This window comes from Streptomyces sp. NPDC060027 (assembly GCF_042737005.1).
Lineage (GTDB): Bacteria > Actinomycetota > Actinomycetes > Streptomycetales > Streptomycetaceae > Streptomyces.
The window spans coordinates 1-17,743 of record NZ_JBHWVI010000084.1 but is presented as its reverse complement, the minus strand read 5'-3'; the positions used below and the strand labels follow the sequence as shown (position 1 = coordinate 17,743).

The window sequence follows — 17,743 nt, the reverse complement described above, 5'->3', positions numbered from 1 at the left end:
CTGGAGTCTCAGAACAGCTTGCCCGGGTTCAGGATGCCCAGCGGGTCGAACGCCGACTTGATGGCCCGCTGCATCTCCACGCCCACCGGGCCGATCTCGCGGGCCAGCCACTCCTTCTTCAGGACGCCCACGCCGTGCTCGCCGGTGATCGTGCCGCCGAGTTCCAGGCCGAGCGCCATGATCTCGTCGAAGGACTCGCGGGCCCGCCGGGACTCGTCGGGGTCGGTCGCGTCGAAGCAGACGGTGGGGTGCGTGTTGCCGTCGCCCGCGTGCGCGCAGACGCCGATGGTCAGGGCGTACTTCTCGGCGACGCGCTCGATGCCGTCGAGCATGTCGCCGAGCCGGGAGCGCGGCACGCACACGTCGTCGATCATCGTGGTGCCCTTGACCGCTTCGAGCGCGGTGAGCGACAACCGGCGTGCCTGGAGGAGGAGTTCGGACTCGGCCGCGTCCTCGGCCGGGACCACCTGCGTCGCGCCCGCGGCCTCGCAGAGCGCGCCCACCACGGCGAGGTCGGCCGCCGGGTCGTGGGTGTCGAAGGCGGCGAGCAGGAGCGCCTCGGTGGTCTCCGGGAGGCCCATGTGCGCGAGGTCGTTGACGGCCTTGACGGTCGTACGGTCCATCAGCTCGAGGAGGGACGGTACGTGGCCGCCCTCCATGATCCGGCAGACGGCGTCGCACGCGGCCCGCGCCGACCCGAACTCGGCTGCCAGGACCAGTTGTTGGGGCGGCTGCGGGCGCAGCGCCAGGATCGCCCGTACGACGATGCCGAGCGAGCCCTCGGAGCCCACGAAGAGCCGGGTGAGGTCGTAGCCGGCGACGCCCTTGGCGGTGCGGCGCCCGGTGGACATCAGCCGCCCGTCGGCGAGGACGACGTCCAGGCCGAGGACGTACTCGGCCGTCACCCCGTACTTCACGCAGCACAGGCCGCCGGAGGCCGTGCCGATGTTGCCGCCGATGGTGCACATCTCCCAGCTGGAGGGGTCCGGCGGGTAGTACAGGCCGTGTTCGCCCACGGCGCGGGAGAGCGCGGCGTTGATGACGCCGGGTTCGACGACGGCGATGCGGTCGACCGGATTGATCTCCAGGATGCGGTCCATCTTCACCAGGGACAGCACGACGCAGCCGTCGGAGGCATTGGCCGCTCCGGACAGACCGGTGCGGGCGCCCTGCGGGACGACCGGGACGCGCAGCTCGGTCGCGACGCGCATGATGTGCTGGACCTGCTCGACGGTGCGCGGCAGGACGACCACGGAGGGCGTGCCCGCCTCGCAGAAACTCGCCATGTCGTTGGCGTAGGAGGCCGTGACGTCCGGGTCGGTGAGGACGGCCTCGTCCGGCAGACCGCTCCGCAGACGGTCGAGAAGGTTGCCGGTCGCTTCGTCGCGCGGGGCTTCGATACGGCTCATGATCACAGCGTCGCACTCGGGGCCATCGGTGTGAACCCCATCCGCGCGGGGCTTGGCCTGCCGGGGTGCGGTCTTCGTATTGACGCACAGTGAGCGGCATGGAGATCGAACAGCGACAGCCGGTGCCCGCCGGGTCCGGGCCCGCGGAGCCCGTCGGCCCGCAGTCCCCGGAACCCTCCGGTCCGCGCCGTTCCCCGCTCACCCGGCGGACGCTGATCGGCGCGGTCGCCGGCTGCGCCGCGCTCGGCGGCCTGCTGGTGCTGCTGCCCTCGCTGGGGCGGGACGGGGCGGCGCGGCCCGCCCCGGGTCCGGTGGCCCGGGCGGTGACCGCGGTGGGCTCCGGGGTTCCGGCCGCCCTGCCCGATCTCGAGGCGCTCATCGACGACCACGAGAGCCATCTGCGGGCCCATCCGCGCGACGACCGTTCGTGGGCGGTGCTCGGCGTCGCGTACACGGAGCGGGCGCGGCGGACGTCGGCGGCCTCGTACTACCCGAAGGCCGAGAAGGCGCTGCGCACCTCGCTGCGGGTGCGGCCGAAGGCCAACGCGGAGGCGCTGGACGGTCTCGCCGGTCTGGCCGCCGAGCGGGGTGACTTCCGGTCCGCGAAGGAGTGGGGCGAGGCGGCGGTGAGGCTGGCGCCGAAGCGGTGGACGGTGTATCCGTCGCTCATCGACGCGTACACCGGGCTCGGTGACTACAAGGCCACGCGCAGGGCCCTCGACCAGTTGCTCGGCCTGCGTTCCGGACCGGCGGCCCGGGCCGTGGCGTCGGGCGTCTACCGGGACCGCGGCCGGCGTGAGGACGCCGCGGCGGCGATCTCGGACGCGGCGGCGGGTGCGGCGACCCCCTCCGAACGGGCGGTGCTCCTCCAGCGGGCCGGTGATCTCGCGTGGGAACGCGGCGACCTCCAGGAGTCGCTGGACTACTACCGGGCCGCGGTGAACACCGACGCCGACGAGCACGGCGCGCTCGCCGGGCAGGGGCGCGCGCTGGCGGCGCTCGGGCGCACCTCCGAAGCGCTGCGCGCGTACCGGGCGGCGCTCGCCAAGCGGCCCGCGCCGCGGTACGCGCTGGAGCTGGGCGAGCTGTACGAGAAGCTGGGGCTGGGCGCGGCCGCGCGCGTGCAGTACGACCTGGTGCGGGAGCTGGTGCAGCGTGATGCCGCCGCGGGTGTGGACGACGAGCTGGTCCTCGGGCTCTTCGAGGCGGACCACGGCGACCGGCAGGCCGCGGTGCGAGCGCTGCGCGTGGAATGGCGGCGGCACCCCGGCATCGCGGTGGCGGACGCGCTGGGCTGGGCGCTGCACCGCGCCGGGGACGACGCGGAGGCGCTGAAGTTCGCCGAGCGGGCCATGGACAAGGAGCACGGGGGCGAGGTGCGGAGCGCGCTGTACGCGTATCACCGGGGGCAGATCGAGCGGGATCTGGGGCGGTCCGGGCCGGCCCGCCGTCATCTCGCGGAGGCGCTGCGGATCAATCCGCAGTTCTCGCCGCTGCTGGCGCGCGCGGCCCGGGAGGCCCTGGCGGCCCTGGGCGAGCCCCCGGCCGTGGGCCTGCCGGAGCCGGCGGAGGAGTCGGACGGGTCCGAGGAGTCCGGGCCGTCCGAGGAGTCCGACGAATCGGCGGAGGCCACGGGCGCGGCCGGGGCTCCCGGGACGGCGTCCCCGTCGACCGCGCCGGGGCGGCCGTCGGCTCCCGCCACGAGGCCCTCCGCGGCACGGTGAACGCCGGAGCACGCGTGGCCCGGTAGCGCCGGGACACGTGCGTCTCCGGCCCCGGAGACACGCTTGTCGCCGTCCCCGGGGCACGTGAGCCGCGCCCACCCCAGGACACATGTGCCGCCCACCCCGGGACACCCGTGCCGCCCACCCCGGGACCCCCGTGCCGCCTACCCCGGGACACGTGGGCCGGTAGCCGCGGGGCACGTGGTCCGGTGGCTCCGGGAACGGGTGTGTCCGGGGGACGCCGTCGGGGCGTCCACCGGACACATGAGGCTCAACCGGCCCTCAGGACTTGCCCGTTCTACGGGGTCACAGGTTGCCGCGCTTCTCCTGCTCGCGCTCGATCGCCTCGAACAGGGCCTTGAAGTTGCCCTTGCCGAAGCCCATCGAGCCGTGTCGCTCGATCATCTCGAAGAAGACGGTCGGACGGTCCTGGACCGGCTTGGTGAAGATCTGGAGCAGATAGCCGTCCTCGTCGCGGTCGACGAGGATCTTCAGCTCGCGCAGGGTGTCGACGGGGACGCGGGTGTCGCCGGCCCACTCGCCGAGGGTGTCGTAGTAGGAGTCGGGGGTGTCGAGGAACTGGACCCCGGCCGCGCGCATGGCCCGTACGGTCCGGACGATGTCGTTGGTGTTCAGCGCGATGTGCTGGACGCCCGCGCCGCCGTAGAACTCCAGGTACTCGTCGATCTGGGACTTCTTCTTGGCGATGGCGGGCTCGTTGATCGGGAACTTGACCTTGAGCGTGCCGTCGGCGACGACCTTCGACATCAGCGCGCTGTACTCGGTCGCGATGTCGTCGCCCACGAACTCCTTCATGTTCGTGAAGCCCATGACCTTGTTGTAGAAGCCGACCCACTCGTTCATCCGGCCGAGCTCGACGTTGCCGACGCAGTGGTCGATGGCCTGGAAGGTCCGCTGGGAGGGCGGCTCGACGATCGGCGCGGCGGCCACGTATCCGGGCAGGTAGGGGCCGTCGTAGCCGGTCCGCTCGACGAGCGTGTGGCGGGTCTTGCCGTACGTGGCGATCGCGGCGAGGACGACCGTGCCGTTCTCGTCCTTCATCTCGTACGGCTCGGCGATCGAGGTGGCGCCGTGCTCGACGGCGTAGGCGTACGCGGCGCGCGCGTCCGGGACCTCGATGGCGAGGTCGACGACGCCGTCGCCGTGCTCCGCCACGTGCTGGGCCAGGAAGTGGCCCCAGGTGGTGGCGGGCTTGATCACGGAGGTGAGGACGAAGCGCGCCGAGCCGTTCTCGAGGACGTACGACGCCGTCTCGCGGCTGCCGTTCTCCGGTCCGGAGTACGCGACGAGCCGCATGCCGAAGGCCGTGGAGTAGTAGTGCGCGGCCTGCTTGGCGTTGCCGACGGCGAAGACGACCGCGTCCATTCCCTTGACCGGGAAGGGGTCGGCCTGCCGGGCGGTGTCGGGAGTGTGGTGTGTGGTCTGCGTCATGGCCGCAGGCTCCCTCCGTTCCGCAAGGTGCGCAATAGTTCGCCTATCGACTGAACAATATGTGCAGCTTGAGGCCCGAAGCGACGGGCTTTCTGTACATGATGACCATCTCGGAGGTCCGCATGGCGATCGATCATCTGGACGGGCGGCTGCTGGTGCTGCTGGCGAAGGAGCCGCGCATCGGGGTGCTGGAGATGTCACGGCGGCTCGGGGTCGCGCGGGGAACGGTGCAGGCCCGGCTGGACCGCCTTCAGTCGAACGGAGTCATCCGGGGCTTCGGTCCGCAGGTCGACCCGACGGCGCTCGGATATCCGGTTACGGCGTTCGCCACGCTCCAGATCCGGCAGGGGCAAGGCGCCGACGTACGGGCCCACTTGGCGACCGTGCCCGAGGTCCTGGAGCTGCACACGACCACCGGCAGCGGGGACATGCTCTGCCGACTGGTGGCCCGCTCGAACGCCGATCTCCAGCGTGTGATCGACCGGGTTGTCGGTTTTGATGGCATCGTCCGGGCCTCCACGGCGATCGTCATGGAGAACCCGGTTCCGCTGCGGATCATCCCGCTCGTGGAACAGGCGGCGACCGAGCACTGAACCGACGAGATGAGCGGGGTGACGTGGCGTGACCTTCTGGGAGTACCTGAGCAGCCGCCACGAGCAACTGCTCACGGACGCGTACCAACACGCCAGCGCGGTCTTCCAGTGCATGGTCGTGGCGACCCTCATCGGCGTACTGATCGGCGTCGTCACCTACCGCAGCGACTGGGCCGGCAACCTCGCCACCACGACGACCTCGGCCATTCTGACCATTCCCTCGCTCGCCATGATCGGTCTGCTGATCCCGATCGTGGGTCTGGGCGTTCCACCGACGGTGATCGCCCTGACGCTGTACGGGCTGCTGCCGATCGTGCGCAACTCGATCGTCGGGCTGCGCGGCGTCGATCCCTCGCTGGTCGACGCGGCCACCGGCATCGGTATGTCGCGCACCGCCCGGCTGGTGCGCGTCGAACTGCCGTTGGCCTGGCCGCCGATCCTGACCGGCATCCGGATCTCCACCCAGATGCTGATGGGTATCGCGGCGATCGCGGCCTACGCCTCCGGTCCGGGCCTCGGCAACGAGATCTTCCGCGGCATCAGCTCGCTGGGCAGCAAGAACGCGCTCAACCAGGTGCTCGCGGGCACGGTCGGGATCATCATCCTCGCGCTGCTCTTCGACGCCGCGTACGTCCTGCTCGGCCGGCTGACCATCCCGAGGGGGATCCGTGCCTGAGACCGCCGACACCACCGAGCGCCCCGAGGACTCCGCGGCCGGGAGCGCGTCGTCCACCACGGGCGCCACGATCCAGCTGGAGAACCTCACCAAGCGCTACCCCGGCAGCCGCGACGCCGCCGTGGACAGCGTCAACATGGAGATCAAGGCGGGCGAGCTCGTCGTCTTCGTCGGCCCGTCCGGCTGCGGCAAGTCGACCACCCTGAAGATGATCAACCGGCTGATCGAGCCGAGCGGCGGCCGCATCCGGATCGGGGGCGAGGACGTCACCGACATGGACCCGGTGAAGCTGCGCCGCAAGGTCGGGTACGCGATCCAGTCGTCCGGGCTCTTCCCGCACATGACGGTCGCCCAGAACATCGCGCTCGTACCGCGGATGACCGGCTGGCCGAAGGCGCGGGTCAAGGCGCGGGTCGAGGAGATGCTGGACCTGGTCGGGCTGGACCCCGGCGAGTTCCAGGGCCGCTATCCGCGCCAGCTCTCCGGCGGTCAGCAGCAACGCGTGGGCGTGGCACGGGCGCTGGCCGCGGACCCACCCGTCCTGCTCATGGACGAGCCGTTCGGAGCGGTGGACCCGATCACCCGCGACCACCTCCAGGACGAGCTGATCCGGCTCCAGCACGAGCTGCACAAGACGATCGTCTTCGTCACCCACGACTTCGACGAGGCCATCAAGCTCGGCGACCGGATCGCGGTGCTGCGCGAGCACTCGCACATCGCGCAGTTCGACACCCCGGAGGCGATCCTCACCAACCCGGCCGACGACTTCGTGTCGGGGTTCGTGGGCGCGGGCGCCGCGCTGAAGCGGCTCAACCTCAGCCGCGTACGGGATGTGGAGATCACCGGCTGTCCGACGGTCACCGTCGACGACCCGCTCCAGGAGATCTTCGGCAAGCTCCGTTCCAGCGGCACGAACGAGATCCTGCTGCTCGACAAGCGGGGCCGCCCCTACAAGTGGCTGCGGCGCGGCGATCTGATGCGGGCCAAGGGCTCGCTGGCGCGGGCGGGCACCCTGGTGCACGACACGGTGACGCGGGACGCCACCCTGCGGGACGCCCTGGAGGCGGTGCTCACGGACAACTCGGGCCGGGTCCCGGTCACCGGGCGGCGCGGCGAGTACACCGGGGTGGTGGACATGGAGACCCTGATGAACTCCGTGCACGAACTCCTGGAGGCCGACCGGCTGGAGGCCATGGAGCACCAGCACGAGCTGGAGGAGGCGCGCGCCCACCAGACCCAGTTCGAGCAGGAGGGTGTCGACGGCGGGGAGGCGAAGGCGTGAGCACGCCGCCGACGGACCGGCGCCCCGAGGGCGAGCACGAGGTCAAGGGCGTTCCCTTCCGCGACGACAGCGACGGTGACGGCGAGGGCGAGCGGGAGGCTCCGCCGCCGTACGCGCCCCCGAGGCGCCGGATCAGCTGGCAGAAGCTGACCTTTCTGCCCGCCGTGCTGATCGCCCTGCTGCTGGCCACCTGGATCTGGTTCCAGCAGGCGGACCTCGACGCGATCTCCAAGAACGCCCTGTCGAACGGCCAGGTGTCCAAGGCCCTGTGGCAGCACATCCAGCTGACGCTGATCTCCACGTTCTTCGTGCTGATCATCGCGATCCCGCTGGGCATCCTGCTGACCCGCAAGGCGTTCCGGAAGTTGACCCCGATCGCGATGACGATCGCCAACATGGGGCAGGCGACCCCGGCGATCGGCCTGCTGGCCCTCCTGGTGATCTGGCTCGGCACCGGCGAGAAGTCGGCCCTGATCGGCATCACGATCTACGCGATCCTGCCGGTCCTCTCGAACACGATCGCCGGTCTGAAGGCGAACGACCCGACCCTGCTGGAGGCGGCGCGCGGTATCGGCATGTCACCGCTGGGCGTGCTCACCCGTGTCGAACTGCCGCTGGCCGTACCGCTGATCCTCGCGGGCGTCCGTACGGCGCTGGTCCTGAACGTGGGCACCGCGACCCTCGCCACCTTCGGCGGAGGCGGCGGCCTCGGCGTCCTCATCACCACCGGCATCACCACCCAGCGCATGCCGGTGCTGGTCCTCGGCGCCATCCTCACGGTCGCGCTCGCGCTCCTTGTCGACTGGCTGGCGTCGCTGGCGGAACTGGTGCTGAGGCCGCGCGGGCTGGAGGTGGGGACATGAGGAGGACCCGCGCCCACGCGGCGCTGGCCGGCGTCCTCGTCCTGGCGTCCGCGTGCGGTCTGACCAGCGGTTCCCCGATGACCGACGACGTCAAGCCCGGCACGATCGGGCGGGGCGAGCCGCTCAAGGGGGCCAGCCTCACGGTGGCGTCGAAGGAGTTCACCGAGCAGCTGATCCTCGGCGCGATCATGGGCATCGCCTTCCAGGCGGCCGGCGCCCAGGTGCTCGACCGCACCGGCATCCAGGGGTCGATCGGCGCCCGCGAGGCGGTCAAGAACGGTGACGCGGACGCCATGTACGAGTACACGGGCACCGCGTGGATCACCTACCTCGGCAATAACGAGCCGATCCCGGATCCGATGAAGCAGTGGCAGGCCGTGCACGACGCCGACCCGAAGAACGGGGTCACCTGGCTGCCGCCGTCCACCTTGAACAACACCTACGCGCTCGCCATGAACCAGGCCAACTTCAAGAAGTACGGCACGAAGACGCTGTCCGACGTGGCCGCGCTGTCGAAGTCGGACCCGAGCGCGGTCACCCTGTGCGTGGAGAGCGAGTTCGCCAACCGGGCCGACGGACTGCCGGGCATGGAGAAGGCGTACGGGATGGACATCCCCGCGAAGAACATCACGCAGATGGACACCGGGATCATCTACACCCAGGTGGCGAAGGGGAGTTGCACGTACGGGGAGGTGTTCACCACCGACGGGCGCATCAAGTCGATGAACCTGGAGGTGATGCAGGACGACAAGAAGTTCTTCCCCAACTACAACGCGGCGCCGGTGATCAACTCCAAGGCCCTGAAGAAGTATCCGCAGATCGCCGAGGTCATCGAGCCGGTGACGAAGAAGCTGAACAACACGGTGGCGCAGGAGCTGAACGCCAAGGTGGACGTGCAGGGCCAGGACCCGCACGAGGTGGCACTGGACTGGATGACGTCGGAGGGCTTCGTGACGCAGGACTGATCCGGCGTCGAGCGGTCACCCTGATGCACCCGGACTCGTCGTTGCCTGTCGCGGCACTAGCAGCTCGGGACCGAGCCCTTGCCCTTCTCCAGGGCCACCAGGGCGTTCACCGCGCCCTGAAGAGTGGTCACCGGGATCAGCCGGAGCCCCTTCGGCAGCTCCGACTTCGCGTCCGAGCACTCCGCCTTCGGAACCAGGAACACGGTGGCGCCGTCGCGGCGGGCCGCCTGGGTCTTGAGGGCCACACCACCGACCGCGCCGACCTTGCCGTCGGCGTCGATCGTCCCCGTCCCCGCGACGACCCGGCCGCCCGTGAGGTCGCCTCCGCTGCCGTCGCCGTCCAGTTTGTCGACGATGCCGAGCGAGAAGAGCAGTCCCGCGCTCGGTCCACCGACGTCGGCGAGCTTGAGCGTGACCTTGACGTCGCCCTTCTCGTGCAGATAGCCGAGTGCCGCCTCGGTGGCGGTGTCCTGGGACTTCTTCATCTCGTTCGCGTTGTGCTGCTCGATCTCCTTGACGCTGCCGCCGCTCGGGTAGACCGAGTCGCGGGGCATCACGGCCTTGTCCGTGGCGAACCAGCCCTGGAGCACGTCACCGAGGGAGACGTCCGCGTCCGGGCCGGTGGCCTCGATCGTCGTCATCCGCAGCTGGCCGCTGGTGTCCCGGGTGGGCGCACCCGTGATCGTGATCACCGGGTCGCCCTTGTTCTCGCCGAGGACGTTCGCCGTCAGGCCGGGCTGCGCCAGGGAGAACGGCAGCGGCGCGAACGCCGCCGTGGCCAGCAGAGCCACGACGGGGAGGGCGCAGACAGCGACGGCCTTGGGGCGCGTGAGGCGAGAGAGCACGGGTTCAATCTAACGTCACCGCCGGTCGAGCCGACCGGGCGCCTCGGTCAGCGCAGGGCGTCCGCGACCTCTCGGGCCGCGTCGACCACGCGTGGTCCGACCCGCTCGGGCACGGCGTCCGCCAGCATGACCACGCCCACGCTGCCCTCGACCCCCGTCACCCCGATCAGCGGCGCCGCCGCCCCGCTCGCGCCCGCCTCCAGTTCCCCGTGGGTGAGCGTGTACCCGGGCTCCCCCACCCGCGCCTGCCGGGCGGCGAGGATCGCGCGGCCCGCGGCCCCCCGGTCCAGGGGATGCCGGAAACCGGCGCGGTAGGCCACGTGATAGTCCGTCCACGTCGGCTCGACGACGGCGACGGCGAGCGCCTCCGTCCCGTCGACCAGCGTCAGATGAGCCGTCGCCCCTATGTCCTCGGCCAGCGCTCGCAGCGCGGGCAGCGCGGCCTCCCGTACCAGCGGATGCACTTGGCTGCCCAGGCGCAGCACGCCGAGCCCGACCCGGGCACGGCCGCCCAGATCGCGGCGTACGAGGGCGTGCTGCTCCAGCGTCGCGAGCAACCGGTACACCACCGTGCGATTGACGCCCAGCTTGTTCGAAAGCTCGGTGACGGTCAGCCCGTGATCCGTGTCGGCGAGCAACTTGAGGACGCGCAGTCCCCGGTCGAGCGTCTGAGAGGTCTCCGCGGTCACGACGCCCACTCCTTAGTGGTGAGGTCGACGGCCCTCTCTCGGCGGATGCGCCACCGAGTCCCGTCGGCGACGCGCCTCAGAGGCCGCCGGTCGGCCGGCAACCCGGGCTCTTCCCGGGTGCAGTCGCTTCACGGCTGCGCTCCGCGGCGGCGCTGCCACGGGGCGTGTGCGTAGCGGGACAGTAGCGAGCCGGTCCCGCTCAGCGGAAGCCTCCGTCCAGAATCCGGGCACGAGCTGGTACAGAGTGATTCCGTTTGTCCCAGAACGTGGGGCGCGCGCCACGCGGCGTACACCGCCCGTGCACGCAGCGCACAAGCCTCGGCGCGCGCCTCCCCTGAGGGAGCGCGCCCCCTCGATACGGGTCCGGCACCCCGTGCCACGGGTTCCGGATACCACCGGCTCCGGAGGTAACCGGTTCGCCATGTCACCCCGCCGGGTGGTCTCCCCGGCCCACGGCCCGGTCGTCCCGGAGACGGCCGCCTCCCCGGAGCCACCTCATCCGGCAGAAGCTCCGCCCGGACGTCACCGCATCCGGGTGGCCCACTCCTGGACCTTGGCGATCCGCTGACGGAGCTGTCCCGCCGTGGCCTCCGCGCTCGGCGGGCCGCCGCAGACGCGTCGCAGCTCGGTGTGGATCACGCCGTGCGGCTTGCCGCTCTGGTGGACGTACGCGCCGACCATGGTGTTGAGCTGCTTGCGCAGTTCCAGCATCTCCTTGTGGGAGACGACGGGGCGGCGCTCGGCGGGGAGCTCCAGGAGGTCCGCCTCCTCGTCCGGCTTCTTGCGGCTGTGCGCGATCTGCCGGGCCTGCCGCTTCTGGAGCAGCAACTGCACCTGGTCGGGTTCGAGGAGCCCTGGGATACCGAGGTAGTCCTGCTCCTCCGCGCTCCCCGGGTGGGCCTGCATGCCGAACTCGGCGCCGTCGTAGAGGACCCGGTCGAAGACGGCCTCGGACTCCAGCGCCTCGAAGGAGAACTGCTCCTGCTCGCCGGTGTCCTCGTCCTGCTCCTTGTTCGCCTCCTCCATCTCCTGCTCGGACTCGGCGTACGGGTCCTCCTCGCCCTCCTTCTTGGGCTTGTCGAGGGCGTGGTCGCGCTCGACCTCCATCTCGTTGGCGAAGGTGAGGAGGTCGGGGACGGTCGGCAGGAACACGGACGCGGTCTCGCCGCGCCTGCGGGACCGCACGAAACGGCCGACGGCCTGCGCGAAGAAGAGGGGTGTCGAGATGGTGGTGGCGTACACGCCGACGGCCAGGCGCGGCACGTCGACGCCCTCGGACACCATGCGCACGGCGACCATCCACCGGGCGTCACCGTGGCTGAACTCGTCGATGCGGTTCGAGGCTCCGGAGTCGTCGGACAGGACGACGGTCGCCTTGGTGCCGGTGATCTCGCGGATCAGCTTGGCGTAGGCGCGGGCCGAGTCCTGGTCGGAGGCGATGACGAGGGCCCCGGCGTCCGGGATGCCCTTGCGCACCTCGGTGAGCCGCTGGTCGGCGGCGCGCAGCACGCTCGGCATCCACTCGCCGCGCGGGTCGAGCGCGGTGCGCCAGGCCTGGCTGATGGCGTCCTTGGTCATCGGCTCGCCGAGCCGGGCGGCGATCTCGTCGCCCGCCTTGGTGCGCCAGCGCATGTTGCCGCTGTAGGAGAGGAAGATGACGGGCCGCACGACGCCGTCGCCGAGGGCGGACCCGTAGCCGTACGTGTAGTCGGCGGAGGACCGCCGGATGCCGTCCCTCCCCTCCTCGTACGTGACGAAGGGGATGGGGTTGGTGTCGGAGCGGAACGGCGTACCGGTGAGCGCGAGCCGGCGGGTGGCGGGCTCGAACGCCTCCAGACAGGCCTCGCCCCACGACTTGCTGTCACCGGCGTGGTGGATCTCGTCGAGGATGACGAGGGTCTTGCGCTGCTCGCAGCGGTTGCGGTGCAGCATCGGCCGCACACCGACACCGGCGTACGTCACGGCGACGCCCTGGTACTCCTTGCTGAGCGGCCCTGCGCTGTACTCGGGATCGAGCTTGATCCCTATCCGCGCGGCCGCCTCGGCCCACTGCTTCTTCAGGTGCTCGGTCGGCGCGACCACGGTCACCTGCTGCACGACGTGGTGGTGCAGCAGCCAGGACGCGAGTGTCAGCGCGAACGTCGTCTTGCCGGCGCCGGGGGTGGCGACGGCCAGGAAGTCGCGCGGCTGCTCCTGGATGTACCTCTCCATCGCCCCCTGCTGCCAGGCGCGCAGCTTGTTGGCGGTGCCCCAGGGGGCGCGGCCGGGGAAGGCGGGCGAGAGGTGATGCGAGTGCGAGGAGGCGCTGGCGGCGGTGGTAGTCACGGTCTCCGGTCTGGGTGTCGAATGGGAGCGTCCGGGTCCACGCGCGACGCGTCAGCGGTGACGGGTGGGCGGCTCGGCTACGTATGACAACCGGGCCACCCTACCGGCGCCCGGCTCGTCCCGAGGTGCGGACGAGGCCGGGTCACCGGCGGATGGGATTGAGGTCACATCGCCTCGTGCGGCACCTCGGACGCGAGGCGGTCAGCCCGAGCGGCGCACGGTGATCCGCGTCCGATCACCGCGTGCCGGCCCGGCCAGGTCCAGGATCTCGGGGTCGAAGCCGTACGGCCTACCGCTCCCGCAACCGTGTCGTCACCCACGCCCCCACCAGCGCCACGGCGGCCATCGGCAGGAACACCGCGGCGAAGGCGGCCGGGTGGGAGCTGTGGGCGCCGGAGGCCGTGTCGGTGGCCGCGTGGGCCACCGCGCCGCCGCCCAGGGCCGCGAAGGCGGCTCCGCCCACGGCGAGCAGCAGCACGTTCGACAGGGCGTCGGAGATCTGGAGGGCGGCCGAGTTGCTGCCGGCCTCCTCGGGGGCCGAGAGATGGAGCAGCAGCACGCTGGTCGAGGCGATCACCAGGCCCATCCCGAAGCAGCCGAACCCCCAGGCGACGGCGACGGTCCACACCGGCACGGCGGGGATCAGCACGCTCGGCGCGGTCGCGACGGCCGCCGCCACCAGCAGCATGCCGACGAACATCAGACGGTCCCGGTACGGCTCCACACGCGGCCGTGCCTGCACCCAGGAGCCCAGCGCCCAGGTGCCGCCGCCGGCCGCGAGGGAGAGTCCGGCGAGCGTCGGCGACAGCCCCCGCTGGGTGACGAGCATCAGCGGCACGAAGGACTCGGCGGAGATGAAGGCGCCCGCGGCGACCCCGCGCAGCAGCACGACGGACGGCAGCCCGCGCGCCGCACGCCATGTGCCGAGCGGCAGCAGTCCGCGCACGGCCGGGACGAGCAGCGCGGCACCGGCCGCGGCGGGCACGAGGGAGAGCGGGCGCAGATCCTGGGCGGCGTACTGGAGCAGCCCCGCGCCCAGCGCGATCCCGAACGCCAGCCGGATGCGCCGCCGGTCCAGCGGCGCGCGGTCGCCCGCCCCCGCGGGTCCCGACGCCCGCCGCCGTATCTGGGGCAGCGCGAGCGCGAGCGGAACGCCGACCAGCGCCGGAATCCCGATGAACACCCAGCGCCAGCCGAGGTGCTCGGTGATCGCACCCGCCGCGAGGGGTCCGACCACGGACGGCACGACCCAGGCCGCCGCGAAGGCGGCCATGATCGCGGGCCGCAGCCGCTCCGGATAGGCCCGCCCGACGACGACGTACAACGCGACGATGACGAGCCCGCCGCCGAGTCCTTGGACGGCCCGCCCGAGGATGAACACCCACATGCCGCCGGCCGTCCCGGACAGCAGCAGCCCCGCCGCGAACGCGCCGATGCCCGAGGCCAGCGACGCCAGCGGCCCGTCGCGGTCGGACCACTGCCCGGCGAGGACCATTCCGAACAGGCTCGTCGTGAAGTACCCGGAGAACGCGAACGCGTACAGGGCGACCCCGTCGAGCTCCCGCGCGGCGACGGGCATCGCGGTGCCGACGGCGGTCGCCTCGAACGCGATCACCAGCACCACGGACACGATGCCGATGCTGAGCGCCCGGTACGGCCGGCTCAGCACCCCGCCCTCCCGCTCGGACAAGGCCGGCGCGACGTCGCGCGCTTCCACTGCTGTCATGGCCGCCAGCGTAAGGTGCGCAGCCCGCACTGGCTCCTGTCCGAAGACGGTGATCAACCGGTCCTTTGGTCGTACGACCACTCCCCCGGACACCCCGGCACGACCCCGCTCCGAACCGGCCGCCCGCCGATCATGAACGGCGTGTGGCAGTCGCGTTGCGGCGGCGCCGGAACCCTTGAGCCCGCCCCCGAACCCCCCTACGGTCGACCCATCAGGTTCGGAACGAGTGAGCCGTGCCGCACCTGAGAACGGCCGTGTGCCCGAGTGGTTCAGGGGCTCGCCTGCAAAGCGAGTTACGCGGGTTCAATTCCCGCCACGGCCTCCAGCGCCTTGACCAGGCGAAACGAAAGGGCGGCACCCCGGAAGGGGTACCGCCCTTTTGGCCGTCCGTCTCAGTTCCCGTCTCAGTCGGCCGGACGATCACGCCGACCACACGGGAAGTCCACCAGGGGCCGACTGTCTCGCCGACCGCATTCGTGGGAACATGCGCTGACCGGCAGGTGAAGTCGCACGATCCGGGGGGATCATGGACGTGCCATTGTCCGCCATCATCAGTTCCGGGGTCGGGGGCACAGCGGTCGCGCTCATTACCTACCTGACGACGCGACCACGAATGCGGGCGGAAGCGCGCAAGCTCGACGCGGAGACAGAGCGCACCAGAGCCGAGACGACGAAACTACTCGCCGAGTCCACCACACAACCGGCCCCGGAGTTCGATTCAGCTGAGCTACCCAAAGGCTGGGGCATCACCGGCGGTCGGCCCGAGGACTACATCTTCGGCCTCGATAGCCAGGTTCATCAGTCAGGAACCGCAAGCGCGTTCATCCGGGCGCGGCCAAGCCCGAGGGATTTCGGCAGCCTGATTCAGAAGTTCGGTGCTGCTGACTACACGGAGAAGCGGGTCAGGCTCTCAGCTGTGATGCGCGCGAAAGATGTGATCTACGGGGCGGCAATTTGGCTGCGCGTCGACGCCCAGGGGAATTCCATCGCTTTCGAGAACACAGATTCAGAAAGCCGGAGACTGAGTGGAACGAGTGGGTGGGTACAGAGAGAAATTGTCCTCGATGTCCCTCCAGAAGGCACGACAATTGTCTTCGGTGCGTTTCTGAGTGGCAGTGGATGTGTCTGGATTGACTCCTTCACACTTGAGATCGTCAGCGACAACGTCCCTCTCACCGAGCTGACAGAGGAACGTCAGACTCAACCAGTGAATCTTGATTTCACACAGGGCTTCAACTGATCTGGCAGGCAAACGAAAAGACAGCACCCCGGGGGGTGCTGTCTTCTGGTCGTCCATCTCAGTTGGCCGATGGGAGCGCATCAGCCGCACCGTCGTCTCCATCGTCCGGCCGGTCTGCCTGAGGCTTCCAGATCAGACCGTCCACCTGCCTTGCGATGTCCGACCGGACAGCATCCACCATGTGCTGATAGCGGGCGGCCATGGCCGTAGTCGACCAGCCCATGAGACCCATGACAGCCCGCTCCGGCACACCAAGGATGAGAAGGACCGTAGCGGCCGTATGACGCGCGTCATGCAAACGCCCGTCACGAACTTTCGCCTCTGCCAAAAGAGCCTTCCACTCAGCCCAGTCACGTCGATGGGACGGGCTACGGCCATGCTCATCCGGAAAGGCCAAGCCGTTGTCCTCCCAGCGCTTACCCGCTCCCGATTGTTCTGCGCCCTGCGCCTTGATGTGCGCACGGAGTAGGTCAACGAGCTGTTCGGGGAGACCGACCGCGCGGCGGCCGGCGCGTGACTTGGTGGTGGATGACTCGGGATTGGTTCGCCGCCTCTGCGGGCAGTAGCCAGCGGCCTTGCGTCCGCAGGGTTCTGCGCATCCGTGGGCGTACTGCGGCCGGTGGCGGCTGCGGCGAACGACGAGGAACCCACCCTCCAGGTCTACGTCCTCCCACTTCAGCCCCAGTACCTCTCCTTGGCGCAATCCGAGGGCGAGTGCGACTGCCCAACGTGCGGAGTTGCGATGCTGGTCAGCAGCCTTCAGCAATCGCTGTACCTCTTGGACGCTGTAAGGCTCCACCTCGTACTCCCCCACCTTCGGGGCCTTGGCCAACAGAACGGGGTTCTTGCCTAGATGCCCGCGCCGTACAGCCTCATTGAGGGCGGCACGAAAGGTCCGATGCACATGGTGAGCAGTCGCGGGCTTGCTGCCGTTGGCCTGCATCTTGGCGTAGAGCGCCTCAATGTGCTCAGGCTTGAGCTTGTCGAGACGGTGAGCCCCTAAACCGGGGATCAGATGCTTCCGTACGGCGACCCCGTATCCGACCATCGTGTTGTCGTTGACCGCGAGGGGCGCGACGCTTTCGATCCAGTGAGTCAGCCACGCCTTGACCGTCCACGCCTTGCCAGGCTTCCGCACGGTCTTGGCATCCCGCTCCTTCTCCAACTCGCGTACGGCGAGCGTCACCTCGGCGCGGGTCTTTCGCTCGACGTGGCGGCGGTCGGGGGTGCCGTCGTCGCGGATACCGACAGTGACGCGGCCGTGCCACTTGCCGTCCTTTCCCTCGTAGATGGACGAGCGGCCGTTGGGCTGTCGGGTGCGCTTGTTCTTCTCTTCTGCCATGAGTGCTCCTCAGGCCGCCGTGGCGGTGGTGATGGTGGTGGGTTGCTGCCGCTTGCGCCGGCGGGTGACGAACTCGGGCACGGCGTCGACCGGCACCCTGCGGAGGTGGCCGACGGTGATGGATTCCAGCTCTCCCGAGCTGATGAGCCGGTAGCAGACGGTGCGGCCGATTCGGAGGCGGCGGGCGGCCTCCTCCACGGTGAGCAGTACGAGGGTGTTGTCGAACGCGTCGACGGGGGCCGTGTCCATGCGGAGATCTCCCTGGGACCGAAGGAGTGGGCTTGGGGGCCGTGCAGGGGTAGCGGCTGTGCATGTCTGTCCGAGGTTCGGATTTCTGCGTCACCGCGTCATCTGCGTCACTTGAGGCTCTGACCTGCGGTTTTGGGTGACGCTGCGGATCGGGGCTGCGTCACCCGTGCGTCATCGGCTGCGTCATCGGGTGACGCAGGTGACGCAGGTGACGCAGGATGACGCAGAGCCGGCCGTCTGCGTCACCGCTGTCGACGCAGGTCAGCGACCGTTTTCCGGCCCGGGTGACGCAGGTGACGCAGCGTCGTCCTACTTAGGACAAAGAAGGGGCTGCCTGTAGTACTTGGGTGCGCCTTACAGAGC

General features: G+C 70.2%; 15 protein-coding genes and 1 tRNA gene. 8 read left to right on the top strand and 8 right to left on the bottom strand.

Annotated elements, in window-relative coordinates:
* Nucleotides 1-8: 8 nt before the first annotated feature.
* The gene (locus ACFWBT_RS21460) at nucleotides 9-1,415 is read right to left on the bottom strand and encodes an FAD-binding oxidoreductase (protein ID WP_385702632.1); all 1,407 of its coding nucleotides are present in this window, start codon (nucleotides 1,413-1,415) and stop codon (nucleotides 9-11) included.
* 92 nt (nucleotides 1,416-1,507) lie between these two features.
* On the opposite strand from ACFWBT_RS21460, the gene ACFWBT_RS21455 reads away from it, so the two are divergent.
* Nucleotides 1,508-3,133 (top strand): tetratricopeptide repeat protein, encoded by a 1,626-nt coding sequence (locus ACFWBT_RS21455; RefSeq protein ID WP_385702630.1) that lies wholly within the window; start codon nucleotides 1,508-1,510, stop codon nucleotides 3,131-3,133.
* 306 nt (nucleotides 3,134-3,439) lie between these two features.
* On the opposite strand, the gene hppD is transcribed toward ACFWBT_RS21455, so the two are convergent.
* Nucleotides 3,440-4,585 carry a 4-hydroxyphenylpyruvate dioxygenase gene (hppD, locus tag ACFWBT_RS21450; RefSeq protein WP_385702627.1) on the bottom strand — a complete coding sequence of 382 codons (1,146 nt, stop codon included), beginning with the start codon at nucleotides 4,583-4,585 and terminating at the stop codon, nucleotides 3,440-3,442.
* 122 nt (nucleotides 4,586-4,707) lie between these two features.
* Between hppD and ACFWBT_RS21445 the strand changes: the two genes are divergently transcribed.
* The 5 genes from ACFWBT_RS21445 to ACFWBT_RS21425 all read left to right on the top strand — a co-directional run bounded on the left by ACFWBT_RS21445 (nucleotide 4,708) and on the right by ACFWBT_RS21425 (nucleotide 8,964).
* Nucleotides 4,708-5,178 carry an Lrp/AsnC family transcriptional regulator gene (locus tag ACFWBT_RS21445; protein WP_266765705.1) on the top strand — a complete coding sequence of 157 codons (471 nt, stop codon included), beginning with the start codon at nucleotides 4,708-4,710 and terminating at the stop codon, nucleotides 5,176-5,178.
* 28 nt (nucleotides 5,179-5,206) lie between these two features.
* Nucleotides 5,207-5,854 carry an ABC transporter permease gene (locus tag ACFWBT_RS21440; protein ID WP_385702625.1) on the top strand — a complete coding sequence of 216 codons (648 nt, stop codon included), beginning with the start codon at nucleotides 5,207-5,209 and terminating at the stop codon, nucleotides 5,852-5,854.
* A 70-nt stretch (nucleotides 5,855-5,924) separates the two neighbouring features.
* Nucleotides 5,925-7,136 carry a betaine/proline/choline family ABC transporter ATP-binding protein gene (locus tag ACFWBT_RS21435; protein WP_385702661.1) on the top strand — a complete coding sequence of 404 codons (1,212 nt, stop codon included), beginning with the start codon at nucleotides 5,925-5,927 and terminating at the stop codon, nucleotides 7,134-7,136.
* Entirely contained in the window at nucleotides 7,133-7,999 is an 867-nt protein-coding gene (locus ACFWBT_RS21430) for an ABC transporter permease (protein ID WP_385702623.1), read from the top strand. The genes ACFWBT_RS21435 and ACFWBT_RS21430 overlap by 4 nt, the downstream gene beginning before the upstream one ends.
* The gene (locus ACFWBT_RS21425) at nucleotides 7,996-8,964 is read left to right on the top strand and encodes a glycine betaine ABC transporter substrate-binding protein (RefSeq protein ID WP_385702620.1); all 969 of its coding nucleotides are present in this window, start codon (nucleotides 7,996-7,998) and stop codon (nucleotides 8,962-8,964) included. The genes ACFWBT_RS21430 and ACFWBT_RS21425 overlap by 4 nt, the downstream gene beginning before the upstream one ends.
* A 56-nt stretch (nucleotides 8,965-9,020) precedes the next feature.
* Here the strand turns inward: ACFWBT_RS21425 and ACFWBT_RS21420 are convergent, their stop codons facing one another.
* From ACFWBT_RS21420 to ACFWBT_RS21405, 4 genes are all read right to left on the bottom strand, one after another.
* Nucleotides 9,021-9,809 carry a S16 family serine protease gene (locus ACFWBT_RS21420; protein WP_385702619.1) on the bottom strand — a complete coding sequence of 263 codons (789 nt, stop codon included), beginning with the start codon at nucleotides 9,807-9,809 and terminating at the stop codon, nucleotides 9,021-9,023.
* A gap of 47 nt (nucleotides 9,810-9,856) precedes the next feature.
* The gene (locus ACFWBT_RS21415) at nucleotides 9,857-10,498 is read right to left on the bottom strand and encodes an IclR family transcriptional regulator (RefSeq protein WP_385702616.1); all 642 of its coding nucleotides are present in this window, start codon (nucleotides 10,496-10,498) and stop codon (nucleotides 9,857-9,859) included.
* A 522-nt stretch (nucleotides 10,499-11,020) separates the two neighbouring features.
* Nucleotides 11,021-12,823 (bottom strand): DEAD/DEAH box helicase, encoded by a 1,803-nt coding sequence (locus tag ACFWBT_RS21410; protein ID WP_385702613.1) that lies wholly within the window; start codon nucleotides 12,821-12,823, stop codon nucleotides 11,021-11,023.
* A gap of 289 nt (nucleotides 12,824-13,112) precedes the next feature.
* Entirely contained in the window at nucleotides 13,113-14,549 is a 1,437-nt protein-coding gene (locus tag ACFWBT_RS21405; protein ID WP_385702610.1) for an MFS transporter, read from the bottom strand.
* A 250-nt stretch (nucleotides 14,550-14,799) separates the two neighbouring features.
* Between ACFWBT_RS21405 and ACFWBT_RS21400 the strand changes: the two genes are divergently transcribed.
* A tRNA-Cys gene (locus tag ACFWBT_RS21400) sits at nucleotides 14,800-14,874 on the top strand.
* 213 nt (nucleotides 14,875-15,087) lie between these two features.
* Complete coding sequence (locus ACFWBT_RS21395) at nucleotides 15,088-15,789, top strand: hypothetical protein (protein ID WP_385702608.1); 702 nt, start codon at nucleotides 15,088-15,090, stop codon at nucleotides 15,787-15,789.
* Between the two features lie 58 nt (nucleotides 15,790-15,847).
* On the opposite strand, the gene ACFWBT_RS21390 is transcribed toward ACFWBT_RS21395, so the two are convergent.
* Both ACFWBT_RS21390 and ACFWBT_RS21385 read right to left on the bottom strand, forming a co-directional pair.
* On the bottom strand, nucleotides 15,848-17,131 hold the full coding sequence (locus ACFWBT_RS21390) for a tyrosine-type recombinase/integrase (RefSeq protein WP_385702606.1): 1,284 nt from the start codon (nucleotides 17,129-17,131) through the stop codon (nucleotides 15,848-15,850).
* 9 nt (nucleotides 17,132-17,140) lie between these two features.
* Nucleotides 17,141-17,380, bottom strand: coding sequence for a helix-turn-helix domain-containing protein (locus ACFWBT_RS21385; RefSeq protein ID WP_385702604.1), 240 nt, complete (start codon nucleotides 17,378-17,380; stop codon nucleotides 17,141-17,143).
* Nucleotides 17,381-17,743: the final 363 nt, after the last annotated feature.

What these genes read in the sequence shown, in the direction of transcription:
- ACFWBT_RS21405 (WP_385702610.1), bottom strand. Translation starts at nt 14,549, where the DNA reads ATGACAGCAGTGGAAGCGCGCGACGTCGCGCCGGCCTTGTCCGAGCGG.
- ACFWBT_RS21390 (WP_385702606.1), bottom strand. Translation starts at nt 17,131, where the DNA reads ATGGCAGAAGAGAAGAACAAGCGCACCCGACAGCCCAACGGCCGCTCG.
- hppD (WP_385702627.1), bottom strand. Translation starts at nt 4,585, where the DNA reads ATGACGCAGACCACACACCACACTCCCGACACCGCCCGGCAGGCCGAC.
- ACFWBT_RS21445 (WP_266765705.1), top strand. Translation starts at nt 4,708, where the DNA reads ATGGCGATCGATCATCTGGACGGGCGGCTGCTGGTGCTGCTGGCGAAG.
- ACFWBT_RS21455 (WP_385702630.1), top strand. Translation starts at nt 1,508, where the DNA reads ATGGAGATCGAACAGCGACAGCCGGTGCCCGCCGGGTCCGGGCCCGCG.
- ACFWBT_RS21385 (WP_385702604.1), bottom strand. Translation starts at nt 17,380, where the DNA reads ATGGACACGGCCCCCGTCGACGCGTTCGACAACACCCTCGTACTGCTC.
- ACFWBT_RS21425 (WP_385702620.1), top strand. Translation starts at nt 7,996, where the DNA reads ATGAGGAGGACCCGCGCCCACGCGGCGCTGGCCGGCGTCCTCGTCCTG.